General features: G+C 67.0%; 17 protein-coding genes and 1 riboswitch. Of the genes, 5 read left to right on the top strand and 12 right to left on the bottom strand.

Annotation, left to right across the window (positions count from 1 at the left end; translation table 11 throughout):
* Window positions 1–79: 79 nt before the first annotated feature.
* Window positions 80–898 carry a 16S rRNA (cytidine(1402)-2'-O)-methyltransferase gene (gene rsmI / locus ACX3PH_RS12185; protein ID WP_459092886.1) on the bottom strand — a complete coding sequence of 273 codons (819 nt, stop codon included), beginning with the start codon at window positions 896–898 and terminating at the stop codon, window positions 80–82.
* Window positions 899–1,039: 141 nt separating this feature from the next.
* Between rsmI and ACX3PH_RS12180 the strand changes: the two genes are divergently transcribed.
* A complete protein-coding gene (locus tag ACX3PH_RS12180; protein WP_459092872.1) occupies window positions 1,040–2,617 on the top strand; it encodes a dolichyl-phosphate-mannose--protein mannosyltransferase in 1,578 nt (525 codons plus the stop codon).
* Here ACX3PH_RS12180 and ACX3PH_RS12175 read toward each other — a convergent pair.
* On the bottom strand, window positions 2,614–2,934 hold the full coding sequence (locus ACX3PH_RS12175; protein WP_459092870.1) for a DMT family transporter: 321 nt from the start codon (window positions 2,932–2,934) through the stop codon (window positions 2,614–2,616). The two genes, ACX3PH_RS12180 and ACX3PH_RS12175, sit on opposite strands and share 4 nt — an antisense overlap.
* A 13-nt stretch (window positions 2,935–2,947) precedes the next feature.
* Window positions 2,948–3,015, bottom strand: a riboswitch (guanidine-III (ykkC-III) riboswitch).
* A 280-nt stretch (window positions 3,016–3,295) separates the two neighbouring features.
* Between ACX3PH_RS12175 and ACX3PH_RS12170 the strand changes: the two genes are divergently transcribed.
* Entirely contained in the window at window positions 3,296–5,608 is a 2,313-nt protein-coding gene (locus tag ACX3PH_RS12170; RefSeq protein WP_459092868.1) for a glycosyltransferase family 2 protein, read from the top strand.
* Between the two features lie 50 nt (window positions 5,609–5,658).
* On the top strand, window positions 5,659–7,176 hold the full coding sequence (locus tag ACX3PH_RS12165) for a chitinase (RefSeq protein ID WP_459092866.1): 1,518 nt from the start codon (window positions 5,659–5,661) through the stop codon (window positions 7,174–7,176).
* Window positions 7,177–7,190: 14 nt separating this feature from the next.
* On the opposite strand, the gene ACX3PH_RS12160 is transcribed toward ACX3PH_RS12165, so the two are convergent.
* From ACX3PH_RS12160 to ACX3PH_RS12130, 7 genes are read right to left on the bottom strand one after another with little or no spacing between them, the layout of a single operon-like run.
* Window positions 7,191–9,035, bottom strand: coding sequence for a thioredoxin domain-containing protein (locus ACX3PH_RS12160; RefSeq protein WP_459092864.1), 1,845 nt, complete (start codon window positions 9,033–9,035; stop codon window positions 7,191–7,193).
* A 24-nt stretch (window positions 9,036–9,059) separates the two neighbouring features.
* Window positions 9,060–9,839, bottom strand: a complete 780-nt coding sequence (locus ACX3PH_RS12155) for a sulfite exporter TauE/SafE family protein (protein ID WP_459092862.1) — start codon at window positions 9,837–9,839, stop codon at window positions 9,060–9,062.
* A complete protein-coding gene (locus tag ACX3PH_RS12150; RefSeq protein ID WP_459092860.1) occupies window positions 9,839–10,666 on the bottom strand; it encodes an aldo/keto reductase in 828 nt (275 codons plus the stop codon). The genes ACX3PH_RS12155 and ACX3PH_RS12150 overlap by 1 nt, the downstream gene beginning before the upstream one ends.
* 20 nt (window positions 10,667–10,686) lie before the next feature.
* Complete coding sequence (locus tag ACX3PH_RS12145) at window positions 10,687–11,805, bottom strand: bifunctional 2-methylcitrate synthase/citrate synthase (RefSeq protein WP_459092858.1); 1,119 nt, start codon at window positions 11,803–11,805, stop codon at window positions 10,687–10,689.
* Between the two features lie 52 nt (window positions 11,806–11,857).
* Window positions 11,858–12,757, bottom strand: a complete 900-nt coding sequence (prpB, locus tag ACX3PH_RS12140) for a methylisocitrate lyase (RefSeq protein ID WP_459092856.1) — start codon at window positions 12,755–12,757, stop codon at window positions 11,858–11,860.
* A complete protein-coding gene (locus ACX3PH_RS12135) occupies window positions 12,757–14,250 on the bottom strand; it encodes an MmgE/PrpD family protein (RefSeq protein WP_459092854.1) in 1,494 nt (497 codons plus the stop codon). Before ACX3PH_RS12135 ends, prpB begins: the two co-directional genes overlap by 1 nt.
* A 19-nt stretch (window positions 14,251–14,269) precedes the next feature.
* Window positions 14,270–14,926, bottom strand: coding sequence for a GntR family transcriptional regulator (locus ACX3PH_RS12130; protein WP_459092884.1), 657 nt, complete (start codon window positions 14,924–14,926; stop codon window positions 14,270–14,272).
* 193 nt (window positions 14,927–15,119) lie between these two features.
* Between ACX3PH_RS12130 and ACX3PH_RS12125 the strand changes: the two genes are divergently transcribed.
* Both ACX3PH_RS12125 and ACX3PH_RS12120 read left to right on the top strand, forming a co-directional pair.
* The gene (locus tag ACX3PH_RS12125) at window positions 15,120–15,563 is read left to right on the top strand and encodes a VOC family protein (RefSeq protein WP_459092852.1); all 444 of its coding nucleotides are present in this window, start codon (window positions 15,120–15,122) and stop codon (window positions 15,561–15,563) included.
* A gap of 5 nt (window positions 15,564–15,568) precedes the next feature.
* Entirely contained in the window at window positions 15,569–16,258 is a 690-nt protein-coding gene (locus ACX3PH_RS12120; RefSeq protein WP_459092850.1) for a winged helix-turn-helix transcriptional regulator, read from the top strand.
* Between the two features lie 10 nt (window positions 16,259–16,268).
* Here ACX3PH_RS12120 and ACX3PH_RS12115 read toward each other — a convergent pair whose 3' ends face one another.
* From ACX3PH_RS12115 to ACX3PH_RS12105, 3 genes are all read right to left on the bottom strand, one after another.
* Window positions 16,269–17,048 (bottom strand): YggS family pyridoxal phosphate-dependent enzyme, encoded by a 780-nt coding sequence (locus ACX3PH_RS12115; protein ID WP_459092848.1) that lies wholly within the window; start codon window positions 17,046–17,048, stop codon window positions 16,269–16,271.
* 336 nt (window positions 17,049–17,384) lie between these two features.
* Complete coding sequence (locus ACX3PH_RS12110) at window positions 17,385–17,681, bottom strand: transcriptional regulator (RefSeq protein WP_459092846.1); 297 nt, start codon at window positions 17,679–17,681, stop codon at window positions 17,385–17,387.
* Window positions 17,681–18,352, bottom strand: coding sequence for a hypothetical protein (locus ACX3PH_RS12105; protein WP_459092844.1), 672 nt, complete (start codon window positions 18,350–18,352; stop codon window positions 17,681–17,683). The genes ACX3PH_RS12110 and ACX3PH_RS12105 overlap by 1 nt, the downstream gene beginning before the upstream one ends.
* Window positions 18,353–18,363 lie beyond the last annotated feature (11 nt).

Raw genomic sequence — 18,363 nt, 5'->3', positions numbered from 1 at the left:
TCCTGACCACAACAGTCAACGATGTCCCGTCACAGCACAGCGGCTCGAGCGGGCTCGTGGTCAACAAACAGGCTCGTGGTCAGGTGCGGGCGGCCAGGGCGCCCTCGTACAGCTCGCGCTTGCTGAGGCCGGTCGCCTCGGCGACTTCTGCAGCCGCCTCCTTCAGTCGGGAACCGGATGCGACGAGAGCCTCTACCTGCGCCACACCGGTTGGCAGGTCGACGGTCGGCGCCTCCGCTCCCTCGATGACGATGCAGATTTCGCCCTTCACCCCGGCGGATGCCCACTCGGCCAGTTCTGCGGCGGCACCCCGCTTCACTTCTTCGAACATCTTCGTCAGTTCACGCACAACGGCGACCCGGCGTTCGGCTCCGAGAACGGATGCGACATCCGCCAGCGACTCCGCCAGCCGGTTCGGCGACTCGAAGAAAACCATGGTGCGCGGCTCGCGAGCGAGGGCCGTGAGCACTCGGCGCCGGTCGCCGCCCTTGCGCGGCAGGAACCCCTCGAAGCAGAACCGGTCGGTCGGGAGTCCGCTGAGGGCCAGCGCCGTCAGCACAGCGGATGGCCCGGGGATCGCGGTCACGGTCACACCAGCCGCGGCCGCCGCCGACACGAGGGCGAAGCCGGGGTCGCTGATGGCGGGCATTCCGGCGTCGGAGAGCACCAGGACATCCGCCTCACGCGCCAGCTCGATGATCTCGGCAGCCTTGTCGAGTTCGTTGTGCTCGTGCAACGGGATCAGCCGCGGACGATTCTCGATGCCGAGCGCCCGCATCAGATGGACGGTGACGCGGGTGTCCTCCGCCGCGATGACGGTCGCCGTGCGAAGCGCCTCAACCAGCCGCGAAGACGCGTCGCCGAGGTTGCCGATCGGGGTGGCGGCAAGGATGATCATCGCCCCATCTTCGCATCGCTTGGCGGTCACCCTCCCTCCCGCGACTCGGGCCGGTCTGCGGGTGCCTGACACGGCGAACCCGCAGAATGACCCGACTCGCGGTATCGGGGGAAGGCGGATGCGCTGGCTAGCATTGCGTAGGTGAGCAGTCGAGCGGGATCTCCGGGCGAGGCCATGAGCGGCGATGCACCGGTCGGCACGCGACTGGACGAGTGGTGGGGGCGGATGCTGCGGTCGCCTTTCCGGCAACGCCTCTGGCAGTGGGGCGGTCCGATCGCCGTCACGCTGCTGGCCGCCGTGCTGCGCCTCTGGAACCTCGGCAACCCGCATTCGCTGGTCTTCGACGAGACCTACTATGTGAAGGACTCGTGGACGCTGCTTCACCTCGGCTACGAGTCCGCCTGGCCTGAGGAGCCGAACCCCGACTTCGAGGCGGGCCACGTCGACGGGTTTCTCACCGACCCGGCCTTCGTCGTGCATCCGCCGCTCGGAAAATGGCTGGTAGCCCTCGGCCTGGCCGTCTTCGGCGCCGAGGACAGCGTGGGGTGGCGCATCAGCACGGCCATGGCCGGCATCCTGGCTGTTGCGCTGGTGTGCCTGGTGGCGTGGATGCTGTTCCGCTCGACAACGTTGGCCACGATCGCCGGCGGACTGATGGCGATCGACGGGCACGCAATTGTGTTGTCCCGGGTGGCGCTGCTCGACAACTTCCTGATGCTGTTCGCCCTCCTCGGCTTCATCGCGGTGCTGCTCGACCGCTGGCACAGCCGCGGCCGACTCGACGCGTGGCTGGCCGCCCGCCGTGGGCGCCCGAAAGACCTCGGCCCTGCCCTGTGGTGGCGACCCTGGCTGATCACGGCCGGGCTGCTGTTCGGGCTGGCATCCGCCGTCAAGTGGAGCGGCCTCTACTTCCTCGCCGTCTTCGCGATCTACACGCTGGTAGTGGATGCCGTCGCCCGCCGCCGTGCCGGCATCATGTTCTGGGTTTCCGGCACCATCCTGAAGCAGGCACCGGTGAGCTTCCTGCTGACGGTGCCGATCGCGGCGGCCGCACACCTGGCCAGCTGGACCGGCTGGTTCGTCACCGGCGGCGGCTACTACCGGCACTGGGCGGAGGAGGCCGGCAACGCTTGGCAGGGGCCGCTCGCCTGGGTTCCCGCCGATCTGCAGAGCTTCTGGCACTACCAGGTGTCGGCCTACAACTTCCATGTCGGCCTGAGCACGCCGCACAGCTATTCGGCGGATGCCTGGACCTGGCTGTTCCTGACCCGGCCGACCAGTTTCAACTATTCGGAAGTCGACGGCACCGCGTCGCTGATCACGTCGCTGGCGAACCCGCTTATCTGGTGGTCGGCCGGGGCCGCGCTGGTCTACCTCGTCTACCGGCTCATCCGCTACCGGGAGTGGCGTGTCGGCCTGATCCTCACCGGGGTGGCCGCCGGCTACCTGCCCTGGCTGCTCTACCCGAGCCGCACCATGTTCCAGTTCTATGCGATCTCGTTCGAGCCGTTCCTGATCCTCGGGCTGACGATGGCGCTCGGGATCATCCTCGGCCGCCGCACCGACCCGACCTGGCGAAGGTTGAGCGGCATCCGCCTGGTCGCCGTCTTCCTCATTGCGGCGGCGCTGGTGAGCGCATTCTTCTACCCGGTGTGGGCGGGGATTCCGATGCCTGAACTGTTCGTGCGCTCACACTTCTGGCTGCCGGGCTGGCGCTAGCCGTCGAGGACTTTCAGCCCGATCACGCATCCGACGATGCCCAGGACCAGCAGTACTTTGAGGATGGACGCGGTCTCGCCACCGAAGATCATCGCGTAGGCGACGGTCAGGGCCGCACCGATGCCGACCCAGACGGCGTAGGCGGTGCCGGTCGGGATGTCTCGCATCGCCCAGGCGAGGCCGGCCATGCTGAAGGCGAGGGCGATGAAGAAGGTGACGGATGGCCACAGCTTGGTGAAGCCCTCGGATCTGCCGAGGGCAGTCGCCCAGACGGCCTCAAGAACTCCGGACACGACCAGAATGATCCACGCGAACATGACAACGACCTTTCCTGGTCAGTCTTGTCGCTCGCCGGGTACTGCTCCCTCGTCCGGAGACCGACACGCTGCGGCCTGCCTCCATTCAACCACCGCAGCGTGATCATCCGCTGTGCAGTGCGCGGAAGGGTGCTGGCTGAGTAGCGACCCGCACAAACGCGAGCAGGGTTCGCATATACCGAATGAATCGCCCAAGATGTGAATCGACACGCCGTTTGATCGACGAATTGTCCCCCAAATGGCGGACAAACGTCCCCCAGTTCGCGGTAGCAGTCCAATATATCTCAGGGTAGCGTAGCTGACCCAAGGCCCCCGGCTTTGCTTACCCGAACAGCATTGGGCCTTCCTCTTGAGGATCAGCATGAGCGCCCCCAACCCGACCTCGCGTTCCCAGCGCCACCAATGGGGAGCCGAGAAGAGCACCGAACCCCTGCCTTCAGTACACCCGCGGCCCAGCGATCGGGCGATCACCTACAGCCGCCTGGCCATCGTCGCCACCGTGCTGTTCTGGCTCGGCTATCTGATCTACACGATCATGGCCCAATTCCTGAACAACGGCACCGAGAGCTTCCGGTTCACCACCGAAGCGATCTCCTACCTGGTTGTCGTCACCTTCCTGACGTTCTCGGCCCTCATGTACCTGATGGCCAGGCACGGTGCGCTCCAGCGCTTCCGCCACCACGTTCGGGTGCCGCGGGCTGAGCTCGATCACCACTTCGGGCAGGGGCACGGCGCCATGACGGTGCTGGTTCCCTCCTACAGCGAGGAACCGGATGTCGTGCGCGCGACGCTCTGGTCGGCCTGCCTGCAGGAATACCCATCGATGCGTGTCGTGCTGCTGCTGGACGACCCGCCGTTCCCGACCCATCCTGCCGAGATCGGCCGCCTGGAACAGACGAGAAGCATCACCACGGAGATCCAGGAAGCCCTGGCCGCGCCGGCTGCCCGCATGAACGCGGCATTGTTCCAGTTCGAGTTCGACAGCCAGGTCGACGCCATCGACGAGACGTCGTTGACGACGCTGGCCGAGCACTACCGCTGGGCTGCCGACTGGCTGGAGCGTCGCGCGCGCAGTGGGAAGGTCGAAGACCACGTCGACGTGTTCTTCGTCGACCAGGTGTTGCGCGGCCTGGCCGGGGAACTGCGAATCACGGTGGCCGCGCTCGAGGCGGCCCAGCGAGAGCACATGGCGCCATCCGCCTCACGGATGCTCGAACTGTACCGCCGCCTGGCGTGGATCTTCTCCGCCGAACTGGCCACGTTCGAGCGCAAGCTGTACGCATCCGTGTCCCACGAAGCCAACAAGGCGATGAACCTGAACGCCTACATCGGGCTCATGGGCGGCATCTACCGGCCGGAGGAGACCCCGTACGGAACCGTGCTGCGTGCGGTGGAGAGTGCGGAACCGGGCGATCTCGCCGTCCCGGATTCGGAGTACCTGCTGACACTCGACGCCGACTCGCTGCTGCTCCGGGACTACTGCCTGCGCTTGGTGTACTTCCTCGAGCAGCCGGACAACCAGCGAGTTGCCGTGACGCAGACGCCGTATTCGTCCTTCCGCGGTGCTCGCACCAGGATCGAGCGGCTGGCCGGCGCCACCACGGACCTCCAGCACATCCTTCACCAGGGCAAGACCTTCCACAACGCGACCTTCTGGGTGGGGGCGAACGCGGTCATCCGCAAGAAGGCGCTTGAGGACATCGTCGAGACGGAGACCGTCGGCGGGTTCACCGTGCGTCGCTATGTGCAGGACCGCACGGTCATCGAAGACACCGAATCGAGCATCGACCTGGGGACCCACGGATGGTCGTTGGTGAACTATCCGGAGCGGCTGAGCTACAGCGCCACACCGCCCGACTTCGGGTCCCTGGTGGTTCAGCGTCGCCGCTGGGCGAACGGCGGACTGCTCATCATGCCGAAACTGGTGAGACAGGTACGGGAACGCCGATCGCGCGGAGAACGCGTGAGCTGGTCGGAACTGGCGCTGCGCGTGAACTACATGTCGTCCATCGCCTGGGCCAGTTTCGGGCTCATCTTCCTGCTCGCCTACCCCTACGACGGTCGCCTGCTCAGCCCGGTCGTACTTCTCGCAGCCCTCCCGTACTTCATCGCCATGGCGGTCGACCTGCGGTACTGCGGGTACAAGGCGAGCGACGTCTTCCGCATCTACGGCTTCAACCTGATCCTGCTGCCGGTGAACCTCGCCGGCGTCTGCAAATCCATCCAACAAGCCATCACCAGTAAGAAGATCCCCTTCGCGCGCACCCCCAAGGTGCGGAACCGAACGGCCGCTCCCCTCATCTACGTGGTGGTGCCTTACCTGATCGTGGCGTTCTCCGTGCTCACCTTCCTGCGGGACTTTCAGGCGCAGAACTGGGGAAACGCTGCGTTCGCGGCATTCAACGCCGTGCTCGCCAGTATGGCGATCGTCGCCTACATCGGCATCGGTCACTCACTCGTCGACATCTGGATCGGCCTGACCAAATGGCTCTACGTCGAGAGAAAGCCCCGGAACAACCGCAGCCGCCCGCAGCCGGTCACCGCCGACCAACCCATCGATTGGAGGGCGATCCTGTACTACGGCGACGCGGTGCAATCGGCGCCACCCGACCGCGAGTCGATCCTGGTCACCGAGCTGCAGGATCACGGAATCACGGAGCTGCGTTCCTCATGAGGTCGACCGGGGGGCGTTCTGAAGGGCGGCGGCTGGCTCCTCTGCGGGTCGTGCTCGCACTCATCCTGACTGCCGTGCTGGCGAGCGGAGGCTTCTTCGCCTACCAGTGGTGGGCATCCGCACAGGTGCAGGCGCCGGTCGAACCGTGGTTCGCCGCTTACGTGGACGTGACCGCCACGCCGACGTTCGAGTTCGAGTCCCCGGCAACCGACTCCGCGAGGGACGTCATGCTCTCATTCATCGTGGCGTCGGCCACCGACGGCTGTGAGCCGACCTGGGGAACCGCGTACACGCTGGACGAGGCGGCGGAGAAGCTCGACCTCGACCGGCGGTTGGCCAGGCTCGAGCAGCAGGGCGGTGGAATCGCCGTATCGTTCGGCGGGCTCAACAATGACGAGCTGAGCACCAGCTGCGACGATCGGGCCAAGCTTGCCGAGGCGTACCGCAGCGTCATCGACCGCTATAACGTATCGACCATCGACCTCGATATCGAGGGAGACGACCTCTCCGACGCTGAAGCCGGGGAACGCCGGGCTGAGGTGCTCGCCGAGGTGCAGGCCGGGGAGCGCGCCGCGGGGGACGATCTCGCCATCTGGCTCACGCTGCCGGCAGCCACCTACGGCCTCACCGAGGAAGGTGCAACCGCGGTAGAGCAGTTTCTTGAGGCGGGCGTGGACCTCGCCGGGGTCAACGCCATGACGATGAACTTCGGCCAGAGCCTCGCCTCCGACGAGAATTCGGCCGAAGCCAGCATCCGCGCCCTGACCGAGACTCATCGGCAACTCGACTTCATCTACAGCAACGCAGGCATCGAGCTCACCCCTGGCACCCTCTGGACCAAGCTGGGGGCGACGCCGATGATCGGCCAGAACGACCTGGTCAATGAGGTCTTCACGCTGGATGACGCTCGGGCGCTCAACACGTTCGGCCAGGCGCAGGGGCTGGGGCGCATGTCCATGTGGTCACTGAACCGCGACACCACCTGCGGCCCCAACTACGCAGACGTCACCAGGGTTTCGGATGCCTGCAGCGGCGTCTCACAGGGTGACCTGCGTTTCTCGGACCTGCTGGCGCAAGGCTTCGAGGGCCGCGCGGTGCACGCCGCCGACCATGTCACCACGCCAGAACCGCTCGACGCGGCCGACCTGGTCGACGACCCGAAGAGCAGCCCTTACCCGATCTGGGCGGAGACCTCCTCGTATCTCGAGGGCACCAAAGTGGTGTGGCACCGAAACGTCTACCAGGCCAAGTGGTGGACGAAGGGCGACCTGCCAGACAACCCCGTGCTGAACAGCTGGGAAACTCCGTGGACCCTGATCGGCCCCGTGCTGCCCGGGGAGAAGCCGATCAAGATGCCGTCGCTCCCCTCCGGCACTTACCCCGATTGGGCGGGCACAGCCATCTACGACAAGGGTGACCGCGTGCTGTTCGACGATGTTCCGTACGAAGCGAAGTGGTGGAATCAGGGTGAGAGCCCGGAGGCGTACTCGTCCAACCCCGACAGCTCGCCGTGGGCCCCTCTGACGGTCGATGAGATCCGCGAGGTGGAGGAGAGTCTCGACGACTGAGCCCGCGCCACGGCTCAGCCCAGCTCGCGGGCATCCGTTGTCGGCAGCTGGCAGACGAACTCGCGGCACAGGTAGGCGGTGGGCTCGCCGCTCGGCGCCGTGCGGCCCTCGAACAGCTCGAAGCCGGCTTCGGCGAGGGCGGATGCCTGCGGCTCGGTCACCGAGGCGACCAGGGTCGCCGGGTGGGTGCGGGCCGCGGTGACCACCCCTGGTGACGCAGCATCCGTGGGTGAGACGATGACGAGCTGCACCGGCTCGGAGGCGAGCTCCGCCATCAGCCGGAGCGCTGCCCCGAAGCCGATCGGCCGGGCGAGCGCGGGGGCCGCGACCATGGCCATGGCGCCCAGGGCGGCATCCAGGTAGCGGCGATCGGCAGTGAGCAGGTACAGCGTGTGGGCGGCCGAAGCGGCGGCCGTGAGCCCGGACGGGTACGCGCCCTCTGACGGGTCGGCGGCGAGCGCCGTCCCGTGCGCGACCAGCACCGGGTCGGCTCCGCCGGGAACCGTGAAGGGCACCCCGGCGCTCGGAACCTCCAGGAGCGTGGAGTCGACGAGCTTCCGGCCGGCCACGGCGTAGTCGGCGTGCCCGGTCGCCAGTGCCAGTTCGAGCAGACCCTGGGCGAGCATCCCGTAGTCCTCCAGCGTTGCCGTGGCGCTCGAGGTGCGCCCGGCAATGGACGCGCGAACCAGCCGACCATCGGCCAGAACGTGGTGAGCGAGCAGGTAGTCGGCGGACAGCCGGGCCGAGTCCAGCCAGTCTGGCCGGTCGAACGCGAAACCGGCACGAGCGAGGGCGCCGATCGCCAGCCCGTTCCAGCCAGCGAGCACCTTCTCGTCGCGCTTCGGAGGTGTCTGCCTGGCGCGCCCGGCCGCCGACAGGGCGTAGTAGTCGCCCTCGGTCAGCTCCCCATCCACAACGCTCTCGCTGTCCTGCGCGGAGGCGAACCCGCCGGCGGGCAGCTGCAAGACGTCTTCCAGAAAGTCGGCCACGCCATCCGCTGTGCTCGCCGCCCAGTCAGCGCCGGTCAGTTTCCACGCCTGCGTGTACGCGTCGAGGAGCAGCGCGTTGTCGTACAGCATCCGCTCGTAGTGGGGCTCGGTCCAGTCCCGCATGGTCGCGTAGCGGAAGAATCCGCCCTCGATCGGGTCGCGCAGCCCAGACGATGCGAGGCGTTCGAGGGTACGCAGCGCGAGCGTGTTTCCGCTGTCCCCGGCAGGTTCGGAGAGCAGGAAGAGCAGCACCGGTGCGACCGGGAACTTCGGTGCGCCGCCGAAGCCGCCGTATTCTGCATCCTCGTAGGCCTCCAGTTGCTGTACGGCATCCGCGAACTCGGTCGGCAGTTCGCCGGCGGCAGGCAGCGCCTGCTCAGCGAGGGCCGCGACGACGGCGGACGCCGTGTTCTCCACCTCGTCGCGATGGTCGGTCCAGGCGCCGGTGATGGCTTCCAGCACCTGGCGGAATGACGGATGCCCTGCCATCGCCACCGGCGGAAAGTACGTTCCGGCGTAGAACGCCCGACCCTCCGGCGTCAGGAACACGTTCAGCGGCCAGCCCAGGTTCTCGGTGAACGCGCTGGCGGCGGCCAGGTAGCTGGCGTCGACATCCGGATGCTCTTCGCGATCTACCTTGATGGCGACGTAGTGCTCGTTCAGGTACTCGGCGAGGGCGGCGTCACTGAACGATTCCCGCGCCATGACGTGGCACCAATGGCAGGTGGCGTAGCCGATCGACACCAGCACGGGCACGCCACGGCGCTCGGCTTCGGCGAACGGCTCGGCTCCCCACTGCCACCACTCGACCGGGTTGTCAGCGTGGCTTCTCAGGTAGGGGCTGACGGCATCCGCCAGGCGAGTGGCCATGCCACCACGCTACGCCCTGCTAGTTCAGGATGCGCGGCGGAGGCGCCACGCGTTCCAGGCGAGCTGCAGCGCGGAGTAGACCAGCAACAGTGCGAACAGCATGCTGCCCAGCGCCGGCGGCATCAGCACCGAGACGGCGACGCCGCCGAACGATGCGGGAATGGCCAGCAGGCCGATGACGGCGGATGCCCGCAGGTCGACGTTCTTCCGCCTCGAGTTGGCGAGCGTTCCGGTCACAGCTGTGGGGATCATCATGAGCAGGGACGTGCCCTTCGCCACCAGGTCGCCCACGCCGAAAAGCAGCATCAGCGCAGGAACGATGATGACGCCGCCGCCGATGCCCAGCAACCCGGAGACGATGCCGACGACCAGGCCCAGGGCGAGCAACCCGGCGATAGTGGCCACCCCGAATTCGAGGTCGGCCGAACGATCCGGAACGAGGAAGAACATCCGCGCCGCGACCAGGGCGAGGAAAGCGACGAAAATCCAGCGCAACAGGCGCTGGGGCATCCGGTGCATCAGCCAGGTGCCGAGCAGGGAACCGCCGATGGCGCCAACCGCGAGCACGCCACCGGCCACCCAGTCGACGTTGCCGATTGCTGCGTAGCCCACCAGGCCGGCGATCGCCGTCGGCAGCACGGCGGCGAGGGAGGTGCCGGAGGCAAGCCGTTGCGAGAATCCGAGGGCCAGCACCAGGAGCGGCACCAGGATGATTCCGCCGCCGACGCCGAACAGTCCGGAGAAGAACCCGACAAGCAGGCCGATGGCTCCGAGGCCCAGCAGCCGCCGGCGAGGCAGCCCCACTAGCTGACGTCGTCGGGGTGGCTGCTCACGCGACCGCCCCGCTCCAGCGCGGTGATCGCGGCGACCTGCGCCTCGGTGAGCTCGAAGTCGAACACCTCGAAGTTCTCCACCATCCGCTCGCGACGATTCGACTTGGGGAAGACGATGTTGCCGGTCTGCAGGTGCCAGCGGATGACCACCTGGGCGGGCGACTTGCCGTGAGCCTCGGCAGCATCCGCCACCGCGTGCTCGCCGAACAGGTCGTACTTGCCCTGGCCGAGCGGTCCCCAGGACTCGATCTGGATGCCCTTCGAGCGGGCGAATGACGTGGTCTCGCCCTGCTGGTATGCCGGGTGCAGCTCGAGCTGGTCGACCGCCGGGACGATGCTGCCCTCGGCGAGAATCCGCTCCAGGTGAGGAACCAGGAAGTTCGAGACGCCGATCGAGCGAGTCTTGCCCTCCGCCTGGAAGCGCTCCAGCGCGAGCCAGCTCTCAACGTACCGATCATTGGCCGCAGCCGGCCAGTGGATCAGGTACAGGTCGACGTAGTCGAGGCCCAGCTTGGCGAGGCTCTCGTCGATGGCGGCGTTCGCGGCATCCGTCGCCTGGTTGGTGTGCCACTGCTTGGTGGTGATGAACAGCTCGTCCCGCGGGATGCCGGATGCGGCGATCGCCCTGCCGACACCCTCCTCATTCCCGTAGATGGCAGCGGTGTCGATGTGCCGGTAGCCGACCTCGAGAGCGTCGCTGACGATGCGCTCGGTCTCGACCGGGTCGACCTTGAAAACACCAAAGCCGAGTTGGGGAATGTTGTGGCCGGAATTGAGCGTGATGGTGGGGACAGTCATGCCGTCAATCGTATGCGCGGCTACAGGTGGCGCTCGTCCGGGCCGTTGTAGGCGCTCAGGGGGCGGATGAGCGAGTTGGCCTCGAGCTGCTCCATCACGTGGGCCGTCCAGCCGGTGATGCGGGCGGCCACGAAGAGCGGCGTGAACATCTCGGTGTCGAAGCCCATCAGGTGGTAGGCCGGCCCGCTCGGGTAGTCGAGGTTCGGTTTGATGCCCTTACTAGCATCCATCGCCGCCTCAAGCTTGTCGTACAGTTCGGCGAGGTCCGGCCGGTCGTACTCGGCGATGAGTGTGTCGAGCGCCGCCTTCATGGTGGGCACGCGTGAGTCGCCGTTCTTGTAGACCCGGTGGCCGAAGCCCATGATCTTGCGCTTCTCGGTGAGCGCCGTGTTCAGCCATTCCTCCGCCTTGTCTGCCGTGCCGATCTCCTCGAACACGTGCATGACCGCCTCATTCGCGCCGCCGTGCAGCGCGCCCTTGAGCGCCCCGATCGCGCCGGTGACAGCGCTGTACAGGTCGCTCAGGGTGCTGGTGATGACACGGGCGGTGAACGTTGAGGCGTTGAACGAGTGCTCGGCGTACAGGATCATCGACACGTCGAATGCGCTCACGACGGTGAGGTCGGGAACTTCGCCGAAGGTCATGTGCAGGAAGTTGGCGCTGTACGACAGGTCGTCGCGCGGCTCGACAAGCTCCAGGTCGCGGCGGCGGCGCTGGTCGTAGGCGACGATGGCCGGCAGCTGTGCGAACAGGTACACCGAGCGACCCTCGTTGAGGTTGCGGTCGGTCAGGCCGTCCGTCGCGGTGAGGGTCGGATCGGTGGCGCCGATCACGCTGACGGCCGTGCGAACGACGTCCATCGGATGCGCGGTGAGGGGAAGCTCGTCGATGATCCGCTTGGTGCGCGCGTCGAGCGGGCGCAGGGAGCGCTCCAACTGCTGGAACTCCTCCAGCTGCACACCAGTGGGAAGCTCACCGTGCCAGAGCAGGTAGGCGACCTCCTCGAAGGTGCACTTCTCGGCCAGCTCCTGCACCGGGTAGCCCCGGTACAGCAACGAGTTCGTTTCGGGGTTGACCTTCGAGATCGCGGTCGTGTCTGCCACGACACCGTCGAGCCCCTTGCGGATTTCGTCGCTCATTGTGCTCCCTTGCTGTGTTCGTGCGTCGATAGCTCAAGCAGTACTGATTCAATCACTGCCCGAGGGTGAAGTTGAAGACGGAGGAGTCGAACGAGTTGTACGACTCGTAGTCGAGCAGCTCGTACAGGCGTGCCCGGGTCTGCATCTCCCCCACGGCCGCCTGCTGCGTTCCGTCTGCCAGCAGCGTGTCGAGCGTGCGCTCGGCGGCGCCCATCGCGCTGCGCAGCAGGGTGACCGGGTAGATGACGATGTTGATTCCGATATCCGCGAGTTGGGTGGTGGTGAACAACTCACTCTTGCCGAACTCGGTCATGTTGGCCAGGATCGGCACGTCGACCGCCTTCCGCACCGCCTCGAACTCACCGAGGTCACGCATGGCTTCCGGGAAGATCGCGTCGGCACCGGCATCCACCAGCTCCTTCGCACGGTCGATGGCTACCTGCATTCCGTCCACGGCGCGGATGTCGGTGCGCGCCATGATCAGGAGGTTCTGGTCGCGCCGCGCATCCGCTGCCGCCCGGATGCGCTTGATCGCGGTGCCGGAGTCGACGACCGCCTTGCCGTCGAGGTGACCGCAGCGCTTCGGGTTGACCTGGTCTTCGATGTGCAGGCCGGCGACTCCGGCATCCTCGAGGGTCTGCACCGTGCGGGCGACGTTCATCGGCTCGCCGAAGCCGGTGTCGGCGTCGACGATGGCGGGCAGGTCGCTCATCCGGGCGATCTGGCCGGCGCGCTGGGCGACCTCGGTGAGCGTGGTGAGGCCGATGTCGGGCAGGCCCAGCTCGGCGCTCAGCACCGCCCCGGAGATGTAGACCCCCTCGAAGCCCTTCTCCTGGATCAGCTTGGCGCTCAGCGGGTTGAAGGCACCCGGGAAACGCAACAGCTCGCCGGTCTTCAGGGCCGCGCGCAGGTTGGCACGCTTCTCGGTGGGGGAGGTCTTCGCGTAGAGCATTAGAAGATCCCCTTCGCGGTGTTCGTCTCGATCGCCGCGGTGACGTTGAGTCCGGACAGCTCGGCAGCGGTCAACTCGGGCAGGCGCTGGGCCACCTCCAGGAAACGATCGATCTCGCCCTGCTCCAGCACACCGTCAGCGAGGGTGCGGAACTTGGCAACGTACTGCGCCCTTGCAAACGGCCGGGCGCCGAGCGGATGCGCATCCGCCACCGCGATCTCGTCGACGATGCGGGTTCCGTCGGCCAGTTCGATCTCGACCCGGCCGCCGAACGCCTTCTCGGCGGGGTCGATCGAGTGGTAGCGGCGGGTCCACTCCGCGTCCTCCTGCGTGGTGACCTTGTTCCAGAGGGCAACCGTGTCCGGCCGGCCGGCACGCTCGGGCGCGTAGGAGTCGACGTGGTGCCAGCTGCCGTCCTGCAGGGCGACGGTGAAGATGTACGGGATCGAGTGGTCCAGGGTCTCCCGGCTGGCCGTCGGGTCGTACTTCTGCGGGTCGTTCGCGCCGGAGCCGATCACGTAGTGGGTGTGATGGCTGGTGTGGATGACGATGCTCTTGACCGTGTCCGCGGTGAGGCCCGGGTGCTCCCGGTGCAACTTGCGGGCCAGGTCGATGAGCGCCTGCGCCTGGTACTCAGCCGAATGCTCCTTCGTGTAGGTGTCGAGGATCGCGCGGCGGGCCTCGCCGCGCTCCGGCAGCGGAACCTCGTAGTGCGCGTCCGGCCCGTCGAGCAGCCAGGCGATCACGCCGTCCTCGCCCTCGTAGATCGGGGTCGGGCTGGTCTGGCCGCGCATCGCCCGGTCGACCGCTTCGACAGCCATCTTTCCGGCGAAGGCCGGGGCGTGCGCCTTCCAGGTGGAGATCTCGCCCTTGCGCGACTGACGGGTAGCGGTGGTGGTGTGCAGCGCCTGCCCTACGGCCTGGAAGATCTTTTCAGTATCAAGTCCCAGCAAGGTGCCGATGCCGGCCGCCGCACTCGGACCGAGGTGGGCGACGTGGTCGATCTTGTGCTTGTGCAGGCTGATCGCCTTCACCAGGTCGACCTGGATCTCGTACCCGGTGACGATGCCGCGCAGCAGGTCTGAGCCATTCCGACCGACATGCTGGGCGACGGCGAGGATCGCCGGGATGTTGTCCCCAGGGTGCGAGTAGTCGGCAGCGAGGAAGGTGTCGTGGAAGTCGAGTTCGCGCACGGCGACGCCGTTCGCCCAGGCGGCCCACTCCGGGCTGACCCGGCCTTCGACGCCGAAGACCGTGGAGCCCGCCTGGTACGGATGTGCCAACGCCTGCGCCCGTGCTGCCACCACCGGCTCGCGGCTGAGCGACGCGGTTGCGACCGCAGCGTTGTCGATGACGCGGTTGATGACCATGTCGGCCACATCATCCGTCACCGCTACCGGTTCTGACGCGACCTCGGCGATCTTCCAGGCGAGCTGGTCCTGCTTCGCCAGGTTGTCCGAACTGGGGTGCACGCGCACGGGATGGAGCTTCATGGTGGTCCTTTCGAGGGGGTCAGGATGCGGTGAGCTGGTCGGCGAACCGGCCGGCCTTCGCGGCTTTCAGGGTGTTCTGCAGGCTTTGGTAGAGGTGGATGTGGGTGGCATGGGCGGCAAGCTCGGCGTCCCCAGCGACGATGGCGTCGACGATGAGCAGGTGCTCGGCCGCTGCGGCGATCAGGCGCTCGCGGTCGTCCTGGGCGAGGCGGCGGATGCGCACCAGGTGGGTGCGCAGGCCACGAAGGGCGGCCACCAGGTAGGGGCTGCGGCTCGCGTCATCCGTTGCCGCATCGATGCGGGCGACCAGGTCGTAGTAGGCGTGCGGGTCGTCGATGAGCGTGGCGGCTTCGCGTAACTCCTGCTGCAGCTGGGTGAAGACCGCCGGGTCGCGACGCTCTGCCGCCAGCGCCGCCGCGCGCTGCTCCAGTGCCTGACGCGCCTCGAACAACTCGGTGATGTTCTCGATCGAGATGGCGGTGACCACCAGGCCGCGTCCGGCCTGCGGCTCGACCAGTCCGTCCGCGGCGAGGCGGGAGAGCGCCTCGCGGATGGGCGTGCGGCTCACGCCGAGCCGCGTGGACTGCTCGACCTCGCCGAGCACGCTGCCCGGGAGCAGTTCCCAGCTGACGATCTCGTTTCGCAGGGCTCGATAGGCACGGTCGCTGGCGCGCATCATCCGCCCTCCCTGCCGAGTTGTGTATACACAGCCTAGTTCAACGAGCGAAACTTGCCAACAAATGCGACTGCTGGCGCCGTTCTGTATACATAGGTCAGGCCCATTGACGGCCTACTTGTTTTTTGCAAGTATGTCTTTCACCAACAATCGGGCCCGATCCCGTCACCTGAAACCACCACGAGGAGCCACCATGTCGACCGAGATCTTCGTCAACCTGACGACCACCGACCTGCCCCGCGCCAAGGAGTTCTACCAGGGCCTCGGCTGGAGCATCAACCCGCTGTTCAGCGATGAGAACGCAGCCTGCGTCGTCATCGACGAGCACATCTACCTGATGGTGCTCACCCGCGATTTCTTCGCCACCTTCACCCAGAAGCAGATCCCCGACCCGCACACCAACGCCATGGTGCAGACCGCGCTCAGCGCGGAGAGCCGGGAGGCCGTGGACGCCATGCTGGAGAAGGCGCTGGCCGCCGGCGGCTCCGAACCGAAGGAGGCGCAGGACTACGGCTTCATGTACTCGCGTGACTTCGAGGACCCGGACGGCAACGAGTTCAGCGTGCTGTGGATGGACCCGAAGGCCGCCGAGGAAGGACCCGAGGCGTTCATGGCTGCCCAGGGAGGGACAGCCTGATCTGAATGGCCGCCCGCAACTACGGCCAATATTGTGGCGTCACCACGGCCCTCGAGCTGGTCGGCGAACGATGGGCCCTGCTCATCGTTCGCGACCTGCTCGTCGGCCCGCGCCGCTATACCGACCTCAAGCAGGGCCTCCCCCGCATTCCCACCAACATCCTGAGCACCCGGCTCAAAGAGCTGCAGGATGCCGGCGTCGTGCGGCGGTTGCCGATGGCGCACGGGCTCGCCTACGACCTGACGGACTACGGGCGGGGCCTGGAAGACGTGGTGCTCGCGCTCGGCCGCTGGGGGTTCGCCTCAATGGGCGAACCGGCTGAGGGCGACGTGGTCACCTCCGACTCGCTGACGATGGCGTTACGCACGGCATTCCGGGCGGATGTCGCCGCCAGCCTCCCGACAACGGCCTACGAAATCCACCTGGCCGACATCGCCCTCGGCCTCCGCGTCGCTCCCGACGGGCTGAGCGTCGCCCCGCTGCGCGGGAGCTCCGGCACGCTTGCGCCCGCCGGGGTCGACCCGCTGGCGGGCGGCGTGGACTTCGCGTTCGAGACCGGTCCGGGCATCCGCTTGCTGATCTCCGGCCAGTTGACGCCTGCCGCTGCGATCGACGACGGCACGGTGAAGGTTCTCGCCGGTGAGCCGGCCCTGCTCGAGCGGTTCGCCGAAACGTTCCACCTCCCCGCGCACTGAGGCCGTCGTCTCAGCTGGTCGTCCGTTCCGGCCAGTAGTAGGAATCGGGCTGGGTGCGCGCTCCGAAGATCGCCTGGCCGACGCGTACCACGGTGGCACCTTCCTCGATCGCCACCTCGAAGTCCCCGGACATCCCCATCGACAGCTCATCCAGCGTGACACCATCCGGCGCCGTCTCCCGCAACTGTTCCCGCAGCTCGCGAAGGCGCCGGAAGCAGGAGCGCACCTGCTCGGTGTCGGAACTGAACACGGCCAGCGTCATCAAACCGCGAATACGCAGGGACTGGTAATTCGGCAACTCACGCACAAAGTCCCGGACCGCATCCGGATCCAGTCCGAACTTGCTGTCCTCGCCCGAGGTGTTCACCTGCACGAACACATCGATGGCGCGGCCGGATGCCTGCAGGCGGCGGTCCAGCGCTTCGGCCAGCCTCAGGCTGTCGAGCGCCTGGAACTCGGAAGCGAACTCCGCAACCAGCTTCGCCTTATTGGTCTGCAGGTGTCCGATCACCGACCACGCAACACCCGTGTCACGCAGTTCGTCCCACTTGCGGTACGCCTCCTGCACCTTGTTCTCGCCGAGCTCGACGCCTCCGGCTTCGATGGCTGGGCGGATTCGTTCGGCAGGCACTGTCTTACTGACGGGCAGCAGGCGCACGGCATCCGCTCGGCCTGCACGCTCGCGGGCCGCGTCTATCCGCCGGCGAACCGCCTCGAGGTTGCGCGCGAACTGCTCGACGGTTTCGGCGTGGGCCTCCGGAACCAGCTCGGCCCCTGCAAACTCCGGCACGGCTGCCTCCTTTGACGTGGTGTCTCTCGATTCTGCCACTGCGCTGAGCCGCAACCTTGACCCCACCGCCCTCTCCGCTGTCGCCAACGACGGATGCTCGGAGCAACCCGCAAACGGCGCCGCAACACGCCGGGCAGCAGCCCGAACATCCGTCCGAAGCGACATGGTGGTTGGCCGGCTTAGCGGAAGCGGCGCCCCTCGTTGCGGCGGAACAGCACGAGGGCGTTCGGGCCGAGCAGTCCGACGATACGACCGGAGTCGATGCGGAGGTGACGTCGTCGCGCGCGACAACATCGCCATACCGGCGGCTCACCTCATCAAGGTGGACGAGGTTGGTCATGTTGGTTCTCCCAGGAGTGATCTCAATGCTTCGGTGTAGTCCTCGAACGCGCGGCGGCCGCGCGTGGTCAGGGCCAGGTAGGTGATCGGGGTGCGGCCCTGATGGGCCTTGGTGACTTCGACATAGCCGGCATCCTCGAGCTTGCGCAGGTGGGTCGACAGGTTGCCTGCGGTCATGTCGAGCAGCTCCTGCAGGCGAGGAAATGCCATCCGGTCGCCCGTCGGCAGGGCGCCCAATGTCGCCGTGATGCGCAGCCGGGCGGCCGCATGGATGACCGGGTCGAGTTCATCCATCACCGCGTCTCCTGACGCAATCGCCACCAGAACCAGGCCGCGGCGACCAGGAACCCACCACCTCCACCGATGGCCATGACGAGGTTGTTCGTCGGCGCACCGAAGAACGGCGCGATCGAGCCGATCAACAGCAGCAGCACTCCGAGCACGAGTTGACTGCGCACGTTCCACAGGGCGGCGCCTGCCAGGTACATGACGCCGGCCATCAGCGCGTAGGCCGAGGGGAAATAGAGGGATGCGAGCTCCCCGGACATGCCGTTACTCACCAAGCCGACGCCCAGAGCGGCGAACGCGATTCCGTTCAGGCTCCACGAGATGCCGTAGACCGCACCCTGAAAGTCGGATGCCCCGCGCACCCCCTTCCCGATGCGGGTTCCGATCACGGCGCTGGCCGCGATCGACGCCGCGATGAGAACGCCGAACACGATGCCGGCGACCGGGAGCGGCACCGTGAACCACGGGTTGCCGCCCTCGTATCCAGACCACAGGAAGAAGAAGCCGACCAGCCAGGCGACGCCCCAGATCAGGAACATCCACGCCACCGGGTTCGCATAGCTGAGCCCAACGGCCCGCTGCTGGCGCTCAGCGAGGGCGAGCATCTCCGCCGGGTCGAGCGGTGCGTCGTCGACAACCGGGTCGTGGTCAGCGGGTCCGTTCCGGGGGTCGGTCACAGTGTCTTCTT

The sequence above is a fragment of the Homoserinimonas sp. A520 genome (genome assembly GCF_054489245.1).
This window is presented reverse-complemented; position numbering and strand designations above follow the sequence as displayed.